The following is a 20,095-nucleotide window of genomic DNA, read 5'->3' as shown; positions in this document are numbered from 1 at the left end:
TCCCACATTTTGACCGCGTTCACACATCAAGGTGGGAGGGGGCTTGCCCCCGATAGCGATCTCACATTCAACACATATCTTCAGGGCAACCACATGAAAATCAGCCGCCAAGCCTACGCCGACATGTACGGCCCCACCGTCGGTGACAAGGTCCGCCTGGCCGACACCGAGCTGTTCATCGAAGTCGAACAGGACTTCACCGTCTACGGCGAAGAAGTGAAATTCGGTGGCGGCAAGGTCATCCGCGATGGCCAGGGCCAGAGCCAGTTGCTCGCCCATGAAGTGGTCGACACGCTGATCACCAACGCCCTGATCATCGACCACTGGGGCATCGTCAAGGCCGACGTCGGCTTGAAGAACGGCCGCATCCACGCCATCGGCAAGGCCGGCAACCCGGATATCCAGCCCGGCGTGACCATGGCCATTGGCGCCAGCACCGAAGTGATCGCCGGTGAAGGCATGGTCCTCACCGCCGGTGGCATCGACACGCATATTCACTTCATTTGCCCGCAGCAAATCGAAGAGGCGCTGAACAGCGGCGTCACCAGCATGATCGGCGGCGGCACGGGACCGGCCACCGGCACCAACGCCACCACCTGCACCTCAGGCCCGTGGCATCTGGCGCGCATGCTGCAAGCCAGCGATTCGTTCCCGATGAACATCGGCTTCACCGGCAAGGGCAACGCCAGCCTGCCGGAACCCTTGATCGAGCAGGTCAAGGCCGGCGCCATCGGCTTGAAGTTGCACGAAGACTGGGGCACTACCCCCGCCAGTATCGACAACTGCCTGAGCGTGGCCGACGAGTACGACGTGCAGGTGGCGATCCACAGCGACACCCTCAACGAATCCGGCTTCGTCGAGGCCACCCTTGCAGCGTTCAAGGGCCGCACCATTCACACTTACCACACCGAAGGCGCCGGTGGCGGCCATGCGCCGGACATCATCAAGGCCTGTGGTTTTGCCAACGTGCTGCCCAGTTCCACCAACCCAACGCGACCGTTCACCCGCAATACCATCGACGAACACCTGGACATGTTGATGGTCTGCCATCACCTGGACCCGAGCATCGCCGAAGACGTGGCGTTCGCCGAAAGCCGCATCCGCCGTGAAACCATCGCCGCCGAAGACATCCTGCATGACCTGGGTGCGTTCTCCATGATCAGCTCCGACAGCCAGGCCATGGGCCGCGTCGGCGAGGTGATCACGCGCACCTGGCAGACCGCCGACAAGATGAAAAAACAGCGCGGCGCCCTGCCTGGCGATGGTGCGGGCAACGACAACTTCCGCGTCAAACGCTACATCGCCAAATACACCATCAACCCGGCGATCACCCACGGCGTCAGCCATATCGTCGGCTCCATCGAGGTTGGCAAATGGGCCGACCTGGTGCTGTGGCGTCCGGCGTTCTTCGGGGTCAAGCCGACGCTGATCCTCAAGGGCGGGGCAATTGCCGCCAGCCTGATGGGCGACGCCAACGCCTCGATACCGACCCCGCAACCGGTGCACTACCGCCCGATGTTCGCCAGCTTCGGCAGCAGCCTGCACGCCACCAGCCTGACCTTTATCAGCCAGGCCGCGCAGGACGCCGGCGTACCCGAAGCCCTGGGTTTGAAAAAGCAGATCGCCGTGGTCAAGGGCTGTCGCGACGTGCAAAAAACCGACCTGATCCACAACGACTACCTGCCCCACATCGAGGTCGACCCACAGACCTACCAGGTCAAGGCCGACGGCGTGTTGCTGTGGTGCGAACCGGCGGATGTGCTGCCGATGGCGCAGCGCTATTTCCTGTTCTAGGCCACGAGCGGCGCGCCAATGAGCGGCAACCGCGCACGGTCCAGGGCCTGGCCGGTCAGCTTGGCGACCAGGGCATTGTCTTGCGTCGCCAGGTTCGCCATTTCAGCCTCGAACCGTGCCGGGTCCGAGGTGGCGTACCGATCGAAGGCCGCCTCGGCCTCGGCCTGCAGCGCCTGGAACGGCCCGGGATTGGACTGCTTGAGAAAGCCCAGCCAAAACGGCTGCTCACCAATCGACTTGCGCAACAGGTCGCCCTCTTCCAGGGCCAGTACTCGCACGCGTGCCTGCTCGATCATGGCAGGGGTCACATCCGGCTCCTCGAACATCATGCGCGCCGATTGCCAAGGCAAGTCCAGTTTGTCCTCGGAAGCCAACTCGGTGGCGTAAATCAGGTAGATCTCCACCTCGTCGATGTCCCGCATCACGTTGCCTTGCGCATCACGATGCGTGACGCGCAGCCCCTCGGCATCGTACTCGGGGAATTTGCGCCCCTGAGCCACCAGTTCACTGACCCTGCCGCGGGCGATCCGGCCCAACTCGTCCAAGCGCGACTTGCCGCGCGCCAGCTCCAGCAATTGGCGTTCCACCAGGTCCTCGGCCACCAGTTCGTAGGCTTGGGCCACCAGCACTTCAATGCCCATGGCATTGAACAGTTGCGCGCCGGCATCCACACAGGTGGTGGGCGCCGCGGCCATAATGAACAGCTTGTCACGCAGAGCCCGGTGCGCAGCTGCAGACTCGATCATGGTCCACACTTTGCGCGTCAGGTCGGCTTTGGCGGCGTCCTCCTCAAGGGTGTCTGCGGACTCGGACAGTTTGCGCAACTCGCTAAAAAAAGGCTCGGACCCGTGCTCGTGCTCAAGGCTGTCCCACAGGTGCTGCTTGGCGACCCACTGCTCATCGCTCAAGCCCGTGCGCCAATGAATGCTGTCAAGCACACCCCTGGGCGGATAGGGTCGATCAGGCTCCAGCCCTACCGATTGCCGATAGCCCCTGATCACGTCCAGGTTCTGTGCGGAGATGTACCGTGGTTCCGCGTTGATCCGCGTACGCGCCACGGTATTCGCCTGGCTTGACCCCGGTTCGACCTGCGGCACGCTGTCCAGCCGATTGGCACTCAGGTCCAGTACAAAAGAACGTGCACGAGGCTGATCGAACAGGCCAGGCGGCCAAGTGCCGAGCCCGGTATCGCCGAGCAGCAGCATGCTCAAGTCCGGCATGCGGCCGATGTCGGGGGCCAGGTGAAGCGGGTTACTCTCCAGTCCCAGGTAGTTCAGTTGCGTCAGCCCTTTCAGGCGATTGACAGCGTCGATGTCCAGGACGATCTGGTTTTCGGACAAGTCCAACGCAGTCAAACGCAACATCTGCCCGATTGCCTCAGGCAGCACCGTCAGCTCGTTGTTCTCCAGGCCGAGACGACGCAGGCGCTTGAAATGACGCAGGAACGGGGTGGGATCGGTCTCGATGCCGGCGCCCGAGAGTTCAAGGGCCGAGACGTGATCGAAGTTGACGGTCAGCAGGGGCAGTTCTTCCAATTGGTCGAACAGGTCCTCTCCAGACAGGTCAATGACCTGGCCATGGGAATACCCGCTGATATCCAGGTCCTCGCTTCCGGTGCGACGCCATGCTTCGCGCAAGGCCCTGACGATCCTCAGGCGCGCACGCCGCTGGTGCAGGAACGCGCCAGAGCGGCGAGCCTCTGCGGACACTTGCCGGACGTGCTCGCGCAGCCAGTTCTGCAACGCGTTGTCGAAGGTTTTGTATTCCAGCTCCAGGGCCTTGAGCTTCGCGGGCGGCTCCACGCCCAACCCATCGACAAACGCGCTCACCTGTTCGCTGGTCAACGTGGGGTAGAGGCTGCGCACGCGCTCCTCGACGATGCGCCCCCAGGCAGTGTCCTGGCCATGATTGCTCCATCGATACCCCAGCCGTCCGCCGGGCAGGCGCATCGAGGGGCGGTCGGCAAAGCGGTAGCGGCGTTGCTGCATCTTGAGCAATGGCCGCAGTTGATCCCGTGGCAGCGCGCCTTCAACGATTTTTGCCTTCAGTTGTGGACCTTGTTTGATGCTCGGCAAGCCGATGGCCCGACGGTGCGCATCGGTCAGGGCATGTTGCAGGGCCGCATACAGGTCTTCGGTTTCGTGCAGGGTTTCATCACGAATATTGCGCGCCTGATAGCGGCCCTCGCCGACCCGCACCAGCACCTTGCGCTCAGAGGCGTCTTCGGCGCCGAAGCTGGCCCGCAACTCCCCTTCCAGCTCGGCGTCGCGCACCTCCAGGCGCAGGTCGTCCTTCCACCCCGGCAGGGACTGAAGCGTGTTGAGCGCCAGGACCTCGGTATCCTTGTCCGCCAGCGCTTCCAGGTATAGCCCTTCATAGGCGTGGGCCAGGCGCATTTGCTGCTGCGCCTGGCGTGCGGCCTCGGCAATGCGCAACGGCACGCGCTGGTCAGTGTTGAGGGTGCGCAATTCCTGCGGCGTAGCGCCGACCAATAGCTCCTCGGCCATCAGCGCCGGCACGCGTGGAAACTGGCGTGTAATCAATTGGGTGGCGGGCTGCGCAGTGGGCTGCTGCTCGGCGTATAGGCTGCGCATCAACCGGGCGCGCTGGTTCACCGCAAAGTCCTTCAGGCGTTTGCGCAAGGCGCCAATGCGTAGTTCCGGGGTCCTTGGGGTGTAGCCGGGCAGTAACGCGTGGGTTTGTGCTTCGCTCAAAAAGCCGATGACCGCCGCAGGCAACTCCCCCCTCATCAACGCCATGCGGCTGAGACGCAGCGTGTCCCGCGCAATGGCTTTTGAATTACCGTACTTGGCCGACACGCTGCGCGGTTCAATGTCCGAATAGGCTTCCAGCGCCAGATGCTCCGGCCATCCGCTCAACTCAGTGACCAGTAAGGCCGGGAAGCTGCACAGGGCACTGGAGAGCTTGCCCTGGCCGATCCCCTCGGCCACCGCCACCGCATCGTGATAGGCCCGGAACTGGCGCACCGTGTCCAGCAGGATCGCCGGCACGGGCTCGCCCTCGGCATGCACACGACGCAGCCTGTCTTCCTCAACCCCGCTGACCCGACGGATCTGCTCCAGCTCGGCGTCGCTGAAGCCGTCCATCACCGGCCCCAGGCGCCGCATCAGGGTTGCCCCGCGCCAGCGCAACGGCTGTTCCAGTTCATGATTCCAGGCCCCACTGCCATTGGCGGTCAGCCGGGGCTGGTAGACGTCGCTGCGCGTTGGATGCTCCATGTAGTAGCCCTCGGTCTCGGCATCCTGTTGCACGGCATAGCGCTTGCCTTCCAGTTCCAGCACCTGTTTGCCGCCGACCCGATGGAGCCCGCGCCCATCCGCGACCGAGCCTTGTGGCAACCGCAACGTATGTTCATAGGCCGACAGGTCCGGTTTCCACAGCCGCACCTTGCCGCCAGGCAATGGCACGGCTTTGAGCTGTTCGATAAAGGGCGAAAGGGTGAGATGGCTGACGGTCGCACCGACCGCCAGCAGCGCCAGGTTTTCAATGACATCGGTGATATGCGCCCAGCCGGCTTCACGGTCGCCCTGCGCCCAATCGATAGCACCGTCCAGCACTTCGTACAACAACTGCCCGGCCGTCACCAATGACATCGCCACGCCCAGCGGTGGGATCACCATGCCCAGCAGGTTCACGCCAAACAAACCGATATTCAGATAGTGCTCCAGGCGCCGAGACCGTCCGGCTTCGTCGGCATCCGCGGTGCTCACGGCCTGGGCGCGTGCATCGGCGTACAGCCGGGTACGCAGGTTTTCGTATCGATAGGGCCACAGGTCCACTTCTTCCCAGAGCCCTTTGATCGAAACCGCATTGACATCGAATTCAGGTGCGCTGATCGGTACGCGCCCCTGGGGCTGGGAGTCGCCGAAGATCGAGGCAATCCCTGTGATGGCCGGTGGGCTGAAGAGCTCGGTGATGTACTGGCCCCACTCCGAGCGTATCCATTGCAAGGCGAAGGGCTGCGGCGGCGCATCCAGCACCAGCTCGGTGAGCCTGCGAAAGTAGTAGGGCCGGTGCTGGTAGGCAACGAACTGGCTGATGAAGCGCTGGTAGTCCGTGGCCGGTGCGACTTGAGAGCGATCAGCAGCCCTCCCCGGCCCAGCCTTGAGCCGGTCGGTCATGGCGTTGCTGAAGGCGTCGTAGGAGACGTAGCGCTTGATCGGGTGGTCGGGGTCGTCCGGGATATAAACGATCACCCATGTGGAGTAGCGGTATTTGACGCAGGGGTCGATCACCAGGCAATCCTGCAGGCGCAGGTTCATCACGCAGGGCACGCGGTACCACACCTGCTTGTCACCCAGCATGATCTGCGGCTCGCCGGCCAGCACGCGCATCAACAGGGCGTGGTCGCCTTCATCGATATCGCCCTTGAGCAGGGCCAGGCAGGCTGCCGCTTCGAAAGCCGCCTTCTGGTGCTTCAAGTAACGCTCGCGCAGCACGCCTTCGGCGACCGCATCCTGGGGCTGCAGGAAGGACTTGAGGTGGGCCTGGTACTTCGCGCCCAGGTCCAGGCCACGGCACAACTGGGCGAACACCTCGATCTTCAGCGTCGTGGCATGCCGCTCGAATTGTCCCCGGGCATCGGGCGTGGTGATGAACCCGGAAGACGCATTGAAAAACCCGGCCCGGGCTTCCCGCGCCTCGAAGTTGTTCAAGGCCGCCTGCAACAACGAGAATGTCTTGGTCCTGAACCCGCCGGTCGCCACGCCAAAGGCGTCTTCGACCGGATAGTAGAGGCGCAACCAGGTTTGATTGACGTCCAGTTCGAAACCGGCCTGCCTGAGCGCCGCTTCCAGCAGCGGCTGGGCGAAGGCTGTCACCGACTGCAGCTTCGCCAGGGACTTTTCCAACGCGTTGAGCGACGTGCAACGCGCGTCCAGCAACGCCTTGAGTTGGTCTTTGCGCGATTGAGAGGCGGCGGCATACCAATCGGGAATCTGTGCCGGGGTTTGCTTGAGCGCCAGGCGACGCGAGGGCGACGCCTGGCTCAGGCACGGCGCAATCGCCTGTTTGATCAGAGCGTAATGCTGGCCTTGTTCAATGGGTGCAGGTGGGGAGGTTGGCTCGGACATGAGGTGACTACCGTGTGATCTGACAATCGCGCAATCCTAAGTCGCGCCTGCCGGCCGTCGGCCCTACCTATCTACCGCTGCCCGAGCCTGGGCGCATGATGTGCTGTCGACTCCCTCATTCATTGCAGGAGCGACACCATGCCTGAGTCTCCATCCGTCACTGACAGCCGCCATCATGACGTCCTCAAAGACGCCATACCGGCCTGGCTGGCAGACGTGCCTTCGTCATACCGCAGCGCACTCAAACACTCGGATGCCGCGCTGCCCGCCTGGTATCAACAGGCCTCGGCGGCGCAACGCAAGACGCTGGAAGACAGCGTCGTCGCCAGCTTCACCGCGCAAGGCAAGCTGGGCAAGGCGATGTCCACGCTGCAAGACATCGACACCTTTGCCAGGCCCCTGCTGGTCAAGGCGCTGAACGATCGGTTCAAGGTTCAGTTGGATGTGGACAAGACCTTCCTCAGGCTCAGGAAACCCATCACCGTCAGCATCGCGTCCATCACCGCCGGCTGGTTCGAGGCATTGAAACTGCCGCTGCTGCAAGCGGCCCTGCACAACTTCGAAGAGGACGAATGTGAAGCCGACGCCTTTCACCCAACGTCGGGGTTCGTAATCAAGAACGGGGATGACTTTGACGCGGTATCCACCCCGCTGACGGTGGCGCAATTCACCGGGTTGTGTCGCTCGCTGGATATCGGCGCAAAGTACCAGGCCTACCTCAAGGACTTCCTGGAGCCCAAGGACGCACTCGCAGCGACGGTGCTGCGCAAACACTTCGTCGTCGCCCACAGGGCTGCCCTGCGCACCGCCGCCGAACAGGCCCTGCTGAAAAAAGACATCAACGACGCGGACTACCGCATGGTGCTTTCGGTGATCGCCGGCGAAACCCGCCCGACGCTGAACGGCCAACGCGTCTGGTTCCGCGACCTGAGCCTGGCGAAACATCGCCTGACGGGCGTGGTGGTCTTCCTGCTCAGCGGCCAGCTTCACGACACCAGCCAATTGCTGCTGTACATCCCCAACGACCCGCAATCGCCCCTCAAGCGCTATACCCTGGGCCAGCTCAAACCCCTGTTCAAACAACGCTTCACCGCCCGCGACACGCCCCCGGCCGAAGACGGCAACCCCACCGCCTACCAGCGCTTTTTCAGCCAGTTCGTCAATTACGCCGACCGCGCGGATTACTTCAGCCAGTTCACCCAAGACACCTCGGACACCACGTTTTCCCAGGACCTGGCCCCCTTTGCACCGCTGCTCAATCAGATCCGCCAGGGGCTGGACCCGTTTTCCATTTTCAGCAGCGTCAACGAGTTGCCACCGACCACGCCGGTCAAACAAGTGCCCAACGAAGATCCCTATCTGCACCCCGTCATCACGCCGCCGGTGCACACGGGCCTGTTCTGGCGGGACGATTTTGACCTGTGGGACTACCTCTACGAACAACACCGCGCCAAAGTCTATGCCGACGCCCGCAGTCACGCCGTGCCCACCGCGGATGTGGACGCCAGCGTGCGCTCGCGCAAACTGGCGGCGCTGCTCAATATCGGCATGCTGCTGTTGACCGGCGTGTCGATATTCGTGCCGGGGCTGGGCGAAGTCATGATGGCGGTGATGGCCGGCCAGTTGATGTATGAAACCTTCGAGGGTGTGGAGGAATGGGCTGAGGGTGATCGCAAGGCGGCCAAGGCCCACCTCATCGACGTGGCGGAGAACCTGGTGTTTCTGGCGGTGCTGGCCGGTGCAGGCAAGGGCCTCGGCAAGCTGACTGCGGTGCCGGCCGAGCCGGTGGTCGAGCAATTGCAACCGGTGACCTCGGCCGACGGCAAGACCCGTTTGTGGAAACCCGACCTGGAGCCTTATGCATCGCCCGTCAAACTGGCGGCGGATGCCCGGCCCGATGCGCATGGCTTGTACACCCAGGACGGGCAGAGGATTCTGCCGCTGGAAGGCCGGACCTATCGCGTGGCCCAGGACCCGGAAGGCACCGAATACCGCATCCAGCACCCGACCCGTACCGACGCCTATGCACCGAAGCTGACACACAATGGCGAAGGCGCCTGGCACCACGAGGGCGAAACCCCACTGGCCTGGGATGACACCACCTTGCTACGGCGCCTGGGCCTGCCTGCCGAGGCCCTCGATGACGAACAATTGTTCAAGGCCCAAGAAGCCAGCGGGGTGAGCGCCAACGCCTTGCGTGAAGCCCATGCCAACGCCGAAAACGTGCCCCTGCTGCTGGCCGACTCGTTGCAGCGTTTCAGGCTTCATCAGCAGGTCACCACCTTCATCGAACAGCTCAAAAGCGCCGACCCTCAGGTCTACCCCCAGGCGGACCTGGGCACACAACTGGACTTGATGAAGCGGCGCGGCCTGCTGTCCAGCTCCCCGACGCTGCGGGTAATCGACCATGAGGGGCGCATCGTATGGGACGACGAACCCTACCCACCGTCTTCGCGCCGGCGCACGGTGCTGCTTACCGAGCAACAGCTGGCACGCGGCGAAGGATTGCGTGAAGTGCTGAACACGTTGCAAGGCACTGACCCGGAGCTGGTCGACATCCCCGGCTCGCCCCAGGACACGCTTGCAATGCGGGCCGGCAAATTGCGCCGGGAGCTGGGTGATTTTGTCGAACGGTTCAAGGCGGCACAGGTGGAGGAGCGTTATCAAAAGCTGACGGCCAACACCGACCTGGACGTGCAACGCTTGAAAGACACCTACCCCAAACTGCCGACACCGATCGCAGCATATTTGCTCACCCAACTCAGCGCCGAAGACCTGCTCGCCTTGCGTCGCACTGGGCGCCTGCCAGACACGCTCGCCGAAACGGCGCAATGGGTCGAACAAGAAACCCGGGTAGCCCGCGCCTATGAAAACCTGCACCTGAACACCCCGTACGACCTCGACAGCCAGCGCCTGGCCCTGCGCACCCTGGAGACCCTGCCTGGCTGGCGTCGCGGAGCACGCATGGAACTGCGCCAGCACTCCGCCCAAGGTCCGCTGCTCGATGCCATTGGCGAGCTGGACACCACGACAAGCAAAATCCTGGTGCAGCTAGAAAACGGCCAATTCAAAGGGCCTCGCCCTACGGATCTGTACCAGGCCATTCTGGACGCGCTGTCATCGGGTGAACGCCAGGACCTTCGGCTGGCCGACGCCCGACAGTTGCAAGCTGCCATCCAGGCCGCCCCCTTGCCACGCGAGGCACTGCGCGGCGTGTTGCTCGAACACCCGGTGCGCAAGCCGGCCTACGACACCACCATGCGTTTACTGGGCGGCGGTCGCGGTTACGAAAAACTGGTGGCGCCATTTCGCAGCACAGCGCAGCGGGTGCGCAAGCTCTACCCCTCTTTCAGCGATGCGCAAATCGACGCCTTTATCGAATCACTGGGCAGCGACGTGCGTACCAGGCTGAGGCTGCGGGAAGCCGAGTACAGCAAGCTCGAAACTGATCTGGAGGCTTGGGTCAAAGCCAATCCACCGCGCCTGGTGGTGACTGCGTACGACCGGGCTGGCGGCTACGCCCGGGTGATCGCCGAGGACATCAAGCGCTGTTGGCGTCGTGAGTCGGGCAATACGCTGAAAATCATCAGCGGTATGCCAGTGGACCTGCCCGCGCTGACGGCAGACTTCAGCCACGTCGAGAAACTGGAGCTGAACACCAAAATGTGGTCGGGCAATGCCCAGACGTTTCTGAACAACTTCCGCCAGGTCAAGACCCTGAGCCTGGATGGCTGCGAACTCGCAGCGTTACCCGATGGACTCGACGCAATGCCCCAGCTGGCCCAGTTGAGCCTGAAAGCGAACAAAATCATGCTGACCCCACAGAGCGCCGCCCAACTGAGCCGCCTGCACCAGTTGGAAACCCTGGAACTCAGCGGCAACCGCCTGGGCATCACTCCAGACGTCAGCGCCTTGAACCGTTTGAAAACACTGGACCTGTCCTATACCGGGATCGATCAGTGGCCGACCGGCCTGCAGGATAAAACCAGCCTGCAACTGCTCGACCTGCGCAACAACCGCCTGCGCGAAATACCCGAGGCCAATCTCGCCCCACAACCGCAGCAACTGGAAACCATCGCGAGGATCAACGGAGTCACCCGCCTCAAAGGCAACCCATTCCCGCCAGAGTACGCGCAGCGCTTCGACGCCTATTGGAGGCGCCTGAACGAACAGCGTCCGGACCTGATCGGAACCGCCGATGTGTTCGATATGCAAAACCCGCAGCTTGAACGCACCCGGGCGCTGTACCCGAGGCGCAGTATTCTGGAATCCCGGCAATTCATCTGGGCCCTGGGTGACGGCGCCAACACCGAACTCTTGCGCTTGGAGCAAGAGTTCGAGACGCTCAACACACAACTCAATACCTGGGCGGCGGCGGGCGGCAATGCCAACAGCCGCACCGGCGGAGGCTACGTGCGCACGCAACAGCGCTTGCTGAATGTCATCGACCTGGATGACCGCTACCAGGCCAGGGAGAGGGTCCTGAAGTGCTGGCGCAAGGAAACGCCGACACAACACGCCAACGATGGGACAGCCATTGGCCTGGAACTCGACCTCAGCGGCCTCAACCTGCCGAGCCTGCCCGAACTGGACGCCGATTTCAGCCACGTGGGCTCACTCAAACTGAGCAACATGCACCTGAGCACCTGCCCCGAGCAGTTCCTGCTACGCCATAGCGGCGTGCGCTGGCTGGACCTGTCAAACAACCAGTTGCGCGAGTTGCCGATGGCGCTCAATGAGATGAACGGGTTGACCCGCCTGTTCCTGCAGAACAACCAGATCCGATTGACCGCTGAAACCGCGCAAGTGCTGGCCCGGCGAACCACGCTCAGGGCGCTGCTGCTGGGAAACAACCCACTGGGCCTTACACCGGACTTCAGCGTGTTCACCGATATGCGTACGCTGGGCCTGCAAAACTGCGGGCTTGAGACATTCCCCACAGGGTTAGGCGCGCAACCCTTGCTGGACACGGTCGCGCTGAGGGATAACCGCATCACCCAACTGCCCGGCTCGCTCATCAACCCACCCGACGCGCAACTGGCGCAGTCCGTGCAGCTCACTCACAAAATCGAACTCAACAACAACCCGTTGACCGAGCAGACGCGCCAGCAACTAAGGGACTACAGGGCCAGGCTTGAACAGGCAGGCCTGGCCTCGGCCGACCACCCGAACCAACTGGTCATCTCGGCACTCGCCCCGGCGCGCACACCTCTGCCGCCGCGCATTCGGGACCATGTGATGATCGAGCCGACGCAGACTCAACGCTGGACCCAAGACCTGGCCGAGGACCAGGTCGCCGCCCGGCAAACCCAGTGGCGGCAATTGCGCGAACAGCCTGGCAGTGACGGTTTCTTCGCTATGCTCGAAGGCCTGAGTGAACCTCGCGGCGGCCATGCAGACCTGCAACAAAGGGTGTGGAGGGTGATCGACGCCATCACACAAAACTCCGAAGAATCCGCCGCGTTGCGCGAGCAGATGTTCGAATGGGCAGGCCGCGCGACCTGCTGTGATCGCGCCGGGCTGTCGTTCAGCAACGTGGAAGTCATGGCCATGGTGCACAACGCCAAGACCCTGGCTGCCGATGTGAATCAAGGCGCCGCACTGATCAAATTGTCCAGGGGCTTGTTCCGTCTCGACGAGGTGGAAAAAACCGCGCTCAACGATATCGCCAGGCGCACCGAGGCGATCAACAACAACCCAAGGTTGTCGGCGCAGGAGAAAGCCGAGCAGATCGCCATGCTCGAGGAAGTTGAAATCAGGCTCGCCTATCGATTCGGGCTCAAAGACAAAACCAGACTCGATTTGCCGGGACAACCGCAATCGGCGCAGTTCATCGGCCTGGGCCGGGTCAGTGAAGAGGTGTTGAAGGCCACCTGCGACAACATCCTCAAGCTGAACAATTCGCCCGCCGAACTCCAGGCGCTGATCTCCAGGGAATTCTGGCAGGAGTACTTGACCCAGAAGTACCGCGAGCAATTCGAGGCGCAGGGCCAGCCCTTCCATGAGCGCCTGGCAGCGCTGCATGACCAGCATGTCGAAGGCTCGCTGGGCGACGCCGACTACGCGCAGCAGGCCAGGGACTTGCAGGCCCAGCTTGCCATCCAGGAAGCCAACCTGATTGAAACACTGACCCGCACGGAGCTGCGCGCCAACCCGATCACCTGACCACCCGGCGCCAGGGTTGCCCGCCCTGGCGCCAGCCTTCGGTGGTGTTCTCTATCTACCGCTAGCCGCGCCTGCCGAAGTGATCTGCTGTCTGCTCCACTACCCAAGGAGAGACAGCATGACGGCTTCACCCGCTTCAAAAAGCCTGCACACCCCCTTTCTCGAAAACGCCATTCCCGATTGGCTGACCCAGGCCACTGCGCAGCAACGTGAAGCCCTGAAAACGACGCCCGCGACGACGCCCGATTGGTACCAGCACGCCTCGGCAGCACAACGCAAATCGCTGCAAGACGCCATCACCGCAAGCTTCACTGCGCAAGGCAAACTGGACAAGGCCATGTCCGCGATGCAAGACATCGACACCTTTGCCCGGCCCCTGTTGACCCAGGCGTTGAACGATCAGTTCAAGGTGCAGCTGGATGTCGATAAAACCTTTCTGAGGCTCAGAAAATCCATCACCGTCGGCGTTTTCTCGATCACGGCCGGTTGGTTCGAAGCCCTGAAGCTGCCTCTGCTGCAAGCCGCCCTGCACAACTTCGAAGAGGCTGAATGTGAGGCCAACGCCTTTCACCCTTCGTCGGGGTTCGTGGTCAAGACCGGAGATGAATTCGACGCAGTGTCTACATCACTGACCGTGGCGCAATTCACTGGGCTGTGCCGCTCACTGGACATCGGCGCGAAGTACCAGGCCTACCTCAAGGATTACCTGGAGCCCAAAGACGCGGTCACGCAGGCCGTAGTGCGTGACAAATTCATCACCGCCCACAAGGCCTCCCTACGCGTTGCCGCTGAACAGGCCCTGCTGAAAAAAGACATCACCGACGCGGACTACCGCATGGTGCTCGCGGTGGTCGGCGGCGAAACCGAACCGATGCTGAACGGCCAACGCATCTGGTTTCGCGACTTGAGTTTGATGAAGCACCGTCTCACGGGCGTGGTGGTATTTCTGGTCAGCGGAGAGCTCCACAACGCGAGCGAGTTGCTGCTGTACATCCCCGACGATCCGCAATCGCCCCTCAAACGCTACACCTTGCGCCAGCTCAAGCCACTGTTCAAAGAGCGCTTCACCGCCCGCGACACGCCCCCGGCCACCGCCGGCAGCCCCAGCGCCTACCAGCGTTTTTTCAGCCAGTTCGTCGATTACGCCGACCGCGCGGACTACTTCAGCCAATTCACCCAGGACACCTCGGAAACCACGGTTGCCCAGGACCTGGCCCCGTATGCGCCCTTGCTGGACCAGATACGCCAGGGGCTCGACCCGTTTTCCCTGTTCAGCCGGGTCAACACCCTGCCACCGCCCAACCCGATCCAGCAGGTGGCCAACGACGATCCGTACCTGAACCCTGTCGTTATCGCGCCCGTGCACAGCGGTATCTTCTGGATCGATAACTTCGACCTGTGGACCTACCTCTACGAGCAACACCGCGCCAAAGTCTACGCCGACGCCCGCAGCCACGCCGTGCCGACCGCGCAAGTGGATGCCACCGTGCGTTCGCGCAAATTGGCGGCGCTGCTCAATATCGGCATGCTGCTGTTGACCGGGGTGTCGATATTCGTACCGGTGCTGGGTGAAGTCATGATCGCCGTGATGGCCGGCCAGCTCCTGTACGAAACCTTCGAAGGTGTGAAGGAGTGGTCCGAAGGTGATCGCAAAGCGGCCAAGGCTCACCTGATTGATGTAGCGGAGAACCTGGTGTTGCTTGCTGCTCAAGTGGGGGTAGGAAGAGGCCTGGCCAAATTGACGGCGGTACCGGCTGAACCGGTGATCGAGGGGTTGCAGTCAGTCACCTTGCCCAACGGAGAAACCCGCCTGTGGAAGCCCGACCTGAACGCCTATGCAAGCGACGTTGCCCTGGCGCCCGAGGCCAGCCCCGATCCCCAGGGACGTTATGCGGTCAACGGCAAAACCTATATCCGCCAGGACGGTAAGCACTACGAAATAAGCCAAGGTACAACGCCCGGCGAGTGGCGCATTCAGCACCCCAGTGATCCGGATGCCTATCAGCCGCTGCTGCGGCACAACGGGCAAGGGGCCTGGCGCCACACCCTGGAACGCCCACTGGCCTGGGACCGGCTCACGCTGCTACGCCGGTTCGGCCACGCGACCGAGCAATACTCCGACGAGCAACTGTTGAAGATCGCCGAAGTCAGCGGCGTCAGCGATAACACCCTGCGCAAGGTCCACCTGGACAACCAGCCGCCGCCGCCCGAGTTGACGGATGCCATGCGCCTGTTTGAAGCCGACAGGGGCGTCGAAGACGTGATCAGCCAGGTGCAGACCGGCACGGCGGTGGACGAGCGTTATCTGTACATCCTGCCGCTGGTCACTGAGTTGCCCCGCTGGCCGGCGGGTCGGGTGCTGGAGGTCTTTGACGGTCCGAGCCTGCGGGGGAAATCCATTCAGTACGGCGCCGAGCGCTTGTATGCCGGCGTGCGCGCCAGGGCGCCCATCCGTATGAGCCGCGCGGATGTACTGGGCAGCGGGCTGCCGGGGCGTATCCTGGCGGCGCTGGACGAGGACGAGATCACCGGCCTGCTCGGTGGCGAGGCGGCACGGGTGCGCGAGGCCAGGCCGGTGGAGTTCAGAAAACAGATCGCCGACTTTGCGCAGACCCGTCGATCAGCGATTTTCGAAAGTCTCTATGAAGGGCCCAAACCCACTGACCTGCGCATCACACAATTGCAAAAAGCCTGTCCGGGGCTGAGCAAGCCAGCAGCGCAAGACATCCTGGTCCACGCCAGTGCCGAAGCCCTCGAGCGCCTGGAGAGCACCGGCAAAGTGCCGCTGGCCTTGCTCGAAGAAGGCCGCTGGTATGCACGACAAGGGCGCCAGGCCCGCGCCTATGCCGGGCTGCACACGGATCACATCGCGACCACCGACAGCAAGCGCCTGGCCCTGCACGCATTGCAGAAACTGCCGGGCTGGTCGGACGCGGTGCGCCTGGAAATCCGCGATGAACACGTAGGTGGCCGGCTGATCGAGGCCATCGGCAACCAGCACGCGATGCAGCGCAAATTCCTGGTCAAGAAAGGCCCGGTCTACCAGGCGTTCGACGAGCGCGGCGAGGCCCTCAACAGCCTGCCCAGGTATGGCGACAACTTTTACGCGTCGGTGCTGCATGCCCTGCCCGACGAAGCGCGCCAGGCGTTGGGTGTTCCCCATGTGGGCCAGCAGGCCGAGTTGCAGCGCAGCATCATTCGCAGTGCGGTCGAGCACCGTCACCTGGCGCCGCAGTGGCTGGGCCAGCCCCGTGGTGAGGCGACGCGGTTCAAGCCGCCTGCGCGCATCCGCGTGAATCAGGCCGGTTACTACGCCAGTGGCCGTGGCGCCGGCATGGACCCGTCGCTGGTCACGCGCGTGCAAGACCTGTACCCCGACCTGAGCGACGAGCAGGCCAACGGCTTTATCCTCCAGCAACGCCGCGCCGGGCAAACCGACGCGCAGATCTACGGGCTGTTGCAGGCACGCGGGCGTGAATGGGAAACCCTGGAAAACACACTGGCGCAGTGGGTTGCAACGCAGCCGCCCACCTCACTGGAAGCCATGCTGCGCAATACCACAGCCGAAAACCTCAGGGCCAGTTGGCGCAATGCGCCCCTCGCCAGTGACGTGCAGACAGCCGCTAGACTTGAACTCACCACCGACGCCCCGTTGCCACCGTTGACGGCGGATTTTTCCCATGTGCGCGTGTTGGTCACCCACGGCCAACCGCTGGAGCAATTGCCTGGCTTGTTCCCCAGCGTGGAAAGCCTGCATATCTTCGTCACCGGCCCGCGGAGCATCAACCAGCTCGAGACATTGACACACTGGCCAAGACTGACGAGATTGCAGCTCTTTTCACCGCTCTCGGCCGAAAACATCAACACCCTGGGCACGCTCAGCCAGTTGGAAGAGCTGAGCATTGCCAACAACAACGTGTTTGCGCCGACTCACCAACCCAGTCTGGATGTCAGCCGCCTGACGCGGCTACGCCAGTTGGAAATAGTCGGCTCCCGGGTGACCGATTGGCCGGTTGGCGTGCAGGACCTGCCCCAGCTCGAGCGCCTGAACCTGCGCGGCACCGGTATCCAGAGTATTCCGGCCGAATTGCTGGAAGGTCACCAGCGCCTGCTGTCCGGCCTCTCGCTGGACTGGTCGAGAATGTCGCGCGACAGCTTCAGAGCGCTCTATACCCGGCTGAACAACCAACCCGATCACTTGATCGACCTAGAGGAAATGGTGCGGATTTACTGTGTCGGGGAACTGGCACGCCTCACGGAGCCCGCTCGGGACTCGCAGGTGTTGATCAACAGCTTCGCCGAACGCTGGGTCGGTCACCGCGCCCGCTTTGACGCGATTGAGGCGCTGAGCGAACAGTACAGTGAAATCGACCGGCGGCTGAACGAGTGGCTGCGTCCTCCCCACGCGGTGGGACACGCAAACCAACGATGGATGGGCGGTTACTTGCGGGTGCAATGGAGTCGCGGGCTGCTCAACCTCTACGCGGCGGCTGACCCACTGCGCGCGCGGCCAAGCTCATTTCTGGAAGTGGATCTACGCGGTTTCAGCCCCTCAAGCCTGCCCGAATTGCCGGCCAACAGCTTCCCCCACACCCTAGCCTTGCGCCTGATGAACCTGCGTGTGCCCATGGAGCAGGTCAGTCGTTTCGTCCGGGCATTCACCCAGGCACGCACTGTCGAACTGAACTACTGCGAGCTGGCCGCCGCCCCCTCCGAGCTCCAGGACTTCGTCGCACTGGAACATCTCTCGCTGCAAGGCAACCCCCTCACGCGCCTTGAGCTCGATCACATGCCACGACTCAGGACGCTGAACCTGCGAGAAACGAACCTGCAGCAAGTGCCGACCGGTCTCGAGGACTTGGCGCAACTGACCTCGCTGAACCTGCGCAATACCCGCATCACCGTGTTGCCCGAGGCAATCCTGACCAGAGACGAGCTGCTGCTCAGTACCAACGTGGTCGGTACGCCGTTGAGCCAGGTTTCCGAAGGCGCGCTGGCTGTGGCCCGACAGCGGGTTGAAACCGCCCGGGGCCTGCCCGCCGGAGCCCTGGAGCGTTTTGCCTATGAGGAACCACCCACCAACGTATTCCCCGAGGCCGAAAGCGGAGCCTCATTGGCCCGCCACCTGCTCGACCTGCCCACCGCCGACACCGGCCTGCCCCTGCCGCAACGCCTGCAACGTTTGCAGCACGGCATGGATGAGCAGACGTTACAGCAATGGCTGACACGCCTGCGCGCAGGCGGCGCCAGTGACACGCACTTGCACGCTCTGATCGACGTCTGGAATGAGGCCCTGCACACCCTGATACGCCAGCTCAATGGCTGGCTGTACACGCGAGGCTCGCCAGCCACCGACTGGTCCGTGGCCAGTCGCCGCAACCAGGCCGCGCAACGCATCGTCACGTGCTGGCGCCAGGGGCTGGCGTCGGACCCGGCGGGCCAGACCCTGAGTTTCAACGGCTTGCAACTGGACAACCTGCCGGTGGTAACGGCGGACTTTTCCCATGTGCATCACCTGGACCTGAGCGGCCTCCTGTTCGCCGAACAAGGCTCCAACGGTTTCCTCGCAGGCTTTTCCAACCTGCGCACATTGCGCCTGACCGGCAACGAGTTGCAGGGCTTGCCCAGGGCACTCGCAGAATTACCTGAGTTGAGGGAGCTGGATCTGTCATCCAACCGATTCGACGATGAGTTGGCCATCGGCCTGGATGACTGGCCAAACCTGCAACGTCTGGACATGAGCGACAACCTGATGGAGTTTTTCAGTCTCGAGCCTGGCTCGCCCCTCGAGGTGTTGAACCTGAGCGGTAACCGCCTCACCGATTGGCCGGCCGGCACATTGGAAGCCGGTCATCTGCGCACGCTCAACCTGAGCGCCAATGACATCAGTGCAATCCCGACCGAAGCACTGGATGGCAGCCACGATGCCTTGATGGAGGGTACGGATATCTCCGACAACCCCTTGTCGCACGACAGCCTGACGGCGCTTATCGAGTATCTGGACCGCACGGGGCGTGACTCGGCGCTGGGCCTGTCACGCCGGGACATCCAGACAATGCTGGACGATGGGCTCCCGTCATCACCAGAGCCCGATGAAATCTTCCCTGAACAACCCGACGAAGAGCTCCCGGCGCAACCCGCACTACCTGAACAATCGGTGCCTTGGATAGACGACCTGCCCCTTCCTGAACAAGGCAGGCTGCGGGAGATTTGGACACAACTGCAGGCCGAACCGGATCACCAGGCGTTTTTTCACCTGCTCGAACGGTTGCAGGACACCACGGAGTTCGGCGCGGCTCGCGCCGACCTGTCGCAGCGGGTACGCAACGTGCTGGAAGCGGCCGCCGATAACACCGAACTGCGCCAGGCGCTGTTCGCCATGTCCCATACGCACGGCACCTGCGTCGATGGCCGCATCCTGACCTTCAGCGGGCTGGAAGTCAGGGTCTACGAGCACAACGCGTTGCTCAACGTCGATACGGCGCGGCTGGATCTGAGAGGTGCGGCCCTGTTGAACCTGTCCCGGCAGTTGTTCCGGCTGGGCAGAGCCGAAGTCGAGGCCGACAGGGCGCTGGTCCCACACTCGGACGTGGCGGAAGTGCGCTTGTCGTACCGCATCGGACTGGCCAGGGGATGGCCGGACCAGCTGGAGCTGCCTGGGCAACCCCGCCACATGCGGTTCAGCCGGCCAATCACTGGCACTGAACTGGCCGACGCGCGCCGCAACATTCTCGACGCGGAACGCAGTGAGGTGTTTTACGAGGACCTGATCAGCCGGGACTACTGGGTGGACTACCTCAAGCAGCGGTATGCCGACGAGTTCGCCACCCTCAAGCGCAATGCCGACGCACGGCAGAACGCCCTGGAAGATGCACACCAAGACTTTGATGACGCCTACCTCGAGGCCTTGAACCGGCTGGAAATCGAGCAGGCCACCGAACGTAACCTCAAGCTGCTGGAGCTGTCACGCCGGGAGGTGGCCGAGCTGACACCGCACGGCGGCGATCACCAGCAACCCGGCGCCTCCCGCCCGCAGTAACGGG

The 20,095-nt window shown here is 62.9% G+C and carries 4 protein-coding genes; 3 read left to right on the top strand and 1 reads right to left on the bottom strand.

What is annotated here, in order from left to right:
- Nucleotides 1-93 precede the first annotated feature (93 nt).
- Entirely contained in the window at nucleotides 94-1,794 is a 1,701-nt protein-coding gene (ureC, locus tag M2497_RS03805) for an urease subunit alpha (protein ID WP_248485891.1), read from the top strand.
- On the opposite strand, the gene M2497_RS03800 is transcribed toward ureC, so the two are convergent.
- Nucleotides 1,791-6,887: a DUF6543 domain-containing protein gene (locus tag M2497_RS03800; protein ID WP_248485890.1), complete on the bottom strand. Its 5,097-nt coding sequence runs from the start codon at nucleotides 6,885-6,887 to the stop codon at nucleotides 1,791-1,793. The genes ureC and M2497_RS03800 overlap by 4 nt on opposite strands.
- 138 nt (nucleotides 6,888-7,025) lie before the next feature.
- Between M2497_RS03800 and M2497_RS03795 the strand changes: the two genes are divergently transcribed.
- Together M2497_RS03795 and M2497_RS03790 are read left to right on the top strand one after the other, a co-directional pair.
- On the top strand, nucleotides 7,026-13,052 hold the full coding sequence (locus M2497_RS03795; RefSeq protein ID WP_248485889.1) for a DUF6543 domain-containing protein: 6,027 nt from the start codon (nucleotides 7,026-7,028) through the stop codon (nucleotides 13,050-13,052).
- 118 nt (nucleotides 13,053-13,170) lie between these two features.
- Nucleotides 13,171-20,091 carry a DUF6543 domain-containing protein gene (locus tag M2497_RS03790; protein ID WP_248485888.1) on the top strand — a complete coding sequence of 2,307 codons (6,921 nt, stop codon included), beginning with the start codon at nucleotides 13,171-13,173 and terminating at the stop codon, nucleotides 20,089-20,091.
- Nucleotides 20,092-20,095: the final 4 nt, after the last annotated feature.

Source organism: Pseudomonas sp. CYM-20-01, assembly GCF_023169845.1.
In the GTDB taxonomy this organism is placed as follows: domain Bacteria; phylum Pseudomonadota; class Gammaproteobacteria; order Pseudomonadales; family Pseudomonadaceae; genus Aquipseudomonas; species Aquipseudomonas azotoformans.
This window is presented reverse-complemented; position numbering and strand designations above follow the sequence as displayed.

Excerpts from the sequence above, each read along its gene's own strand:
- ureC (WP_248485891.1), top strand. The coding sequence starts at position 94 with ATGAAAATCAGCCGCCAAGCCTACGCCGACATGTACGGCCCCACCGTC.
- M2497_RS03800 (WP_248485890.1), bottom strand. The coding sequence starts at position 6,887 with ATGTCCGAGCCAACCTCCCCACCTGCACCCATTGAACAAGGCCAGCAT.
- M2497_RS03795 (WP_248485889.1), top strand. The coding sequence starts at position 7,026 with ATGCCTGAGTCTCCATCCGTCACTGACAGCCGCCATCATGACGTCCTC.
- M2497_RS03790 (WP_248485888.1), top strand. The coding sequence starts at position 13,171 with ATGACGGCTTCACCCGCTTCAAAAAGCCTGCACACCCCCTTTCTCGAA.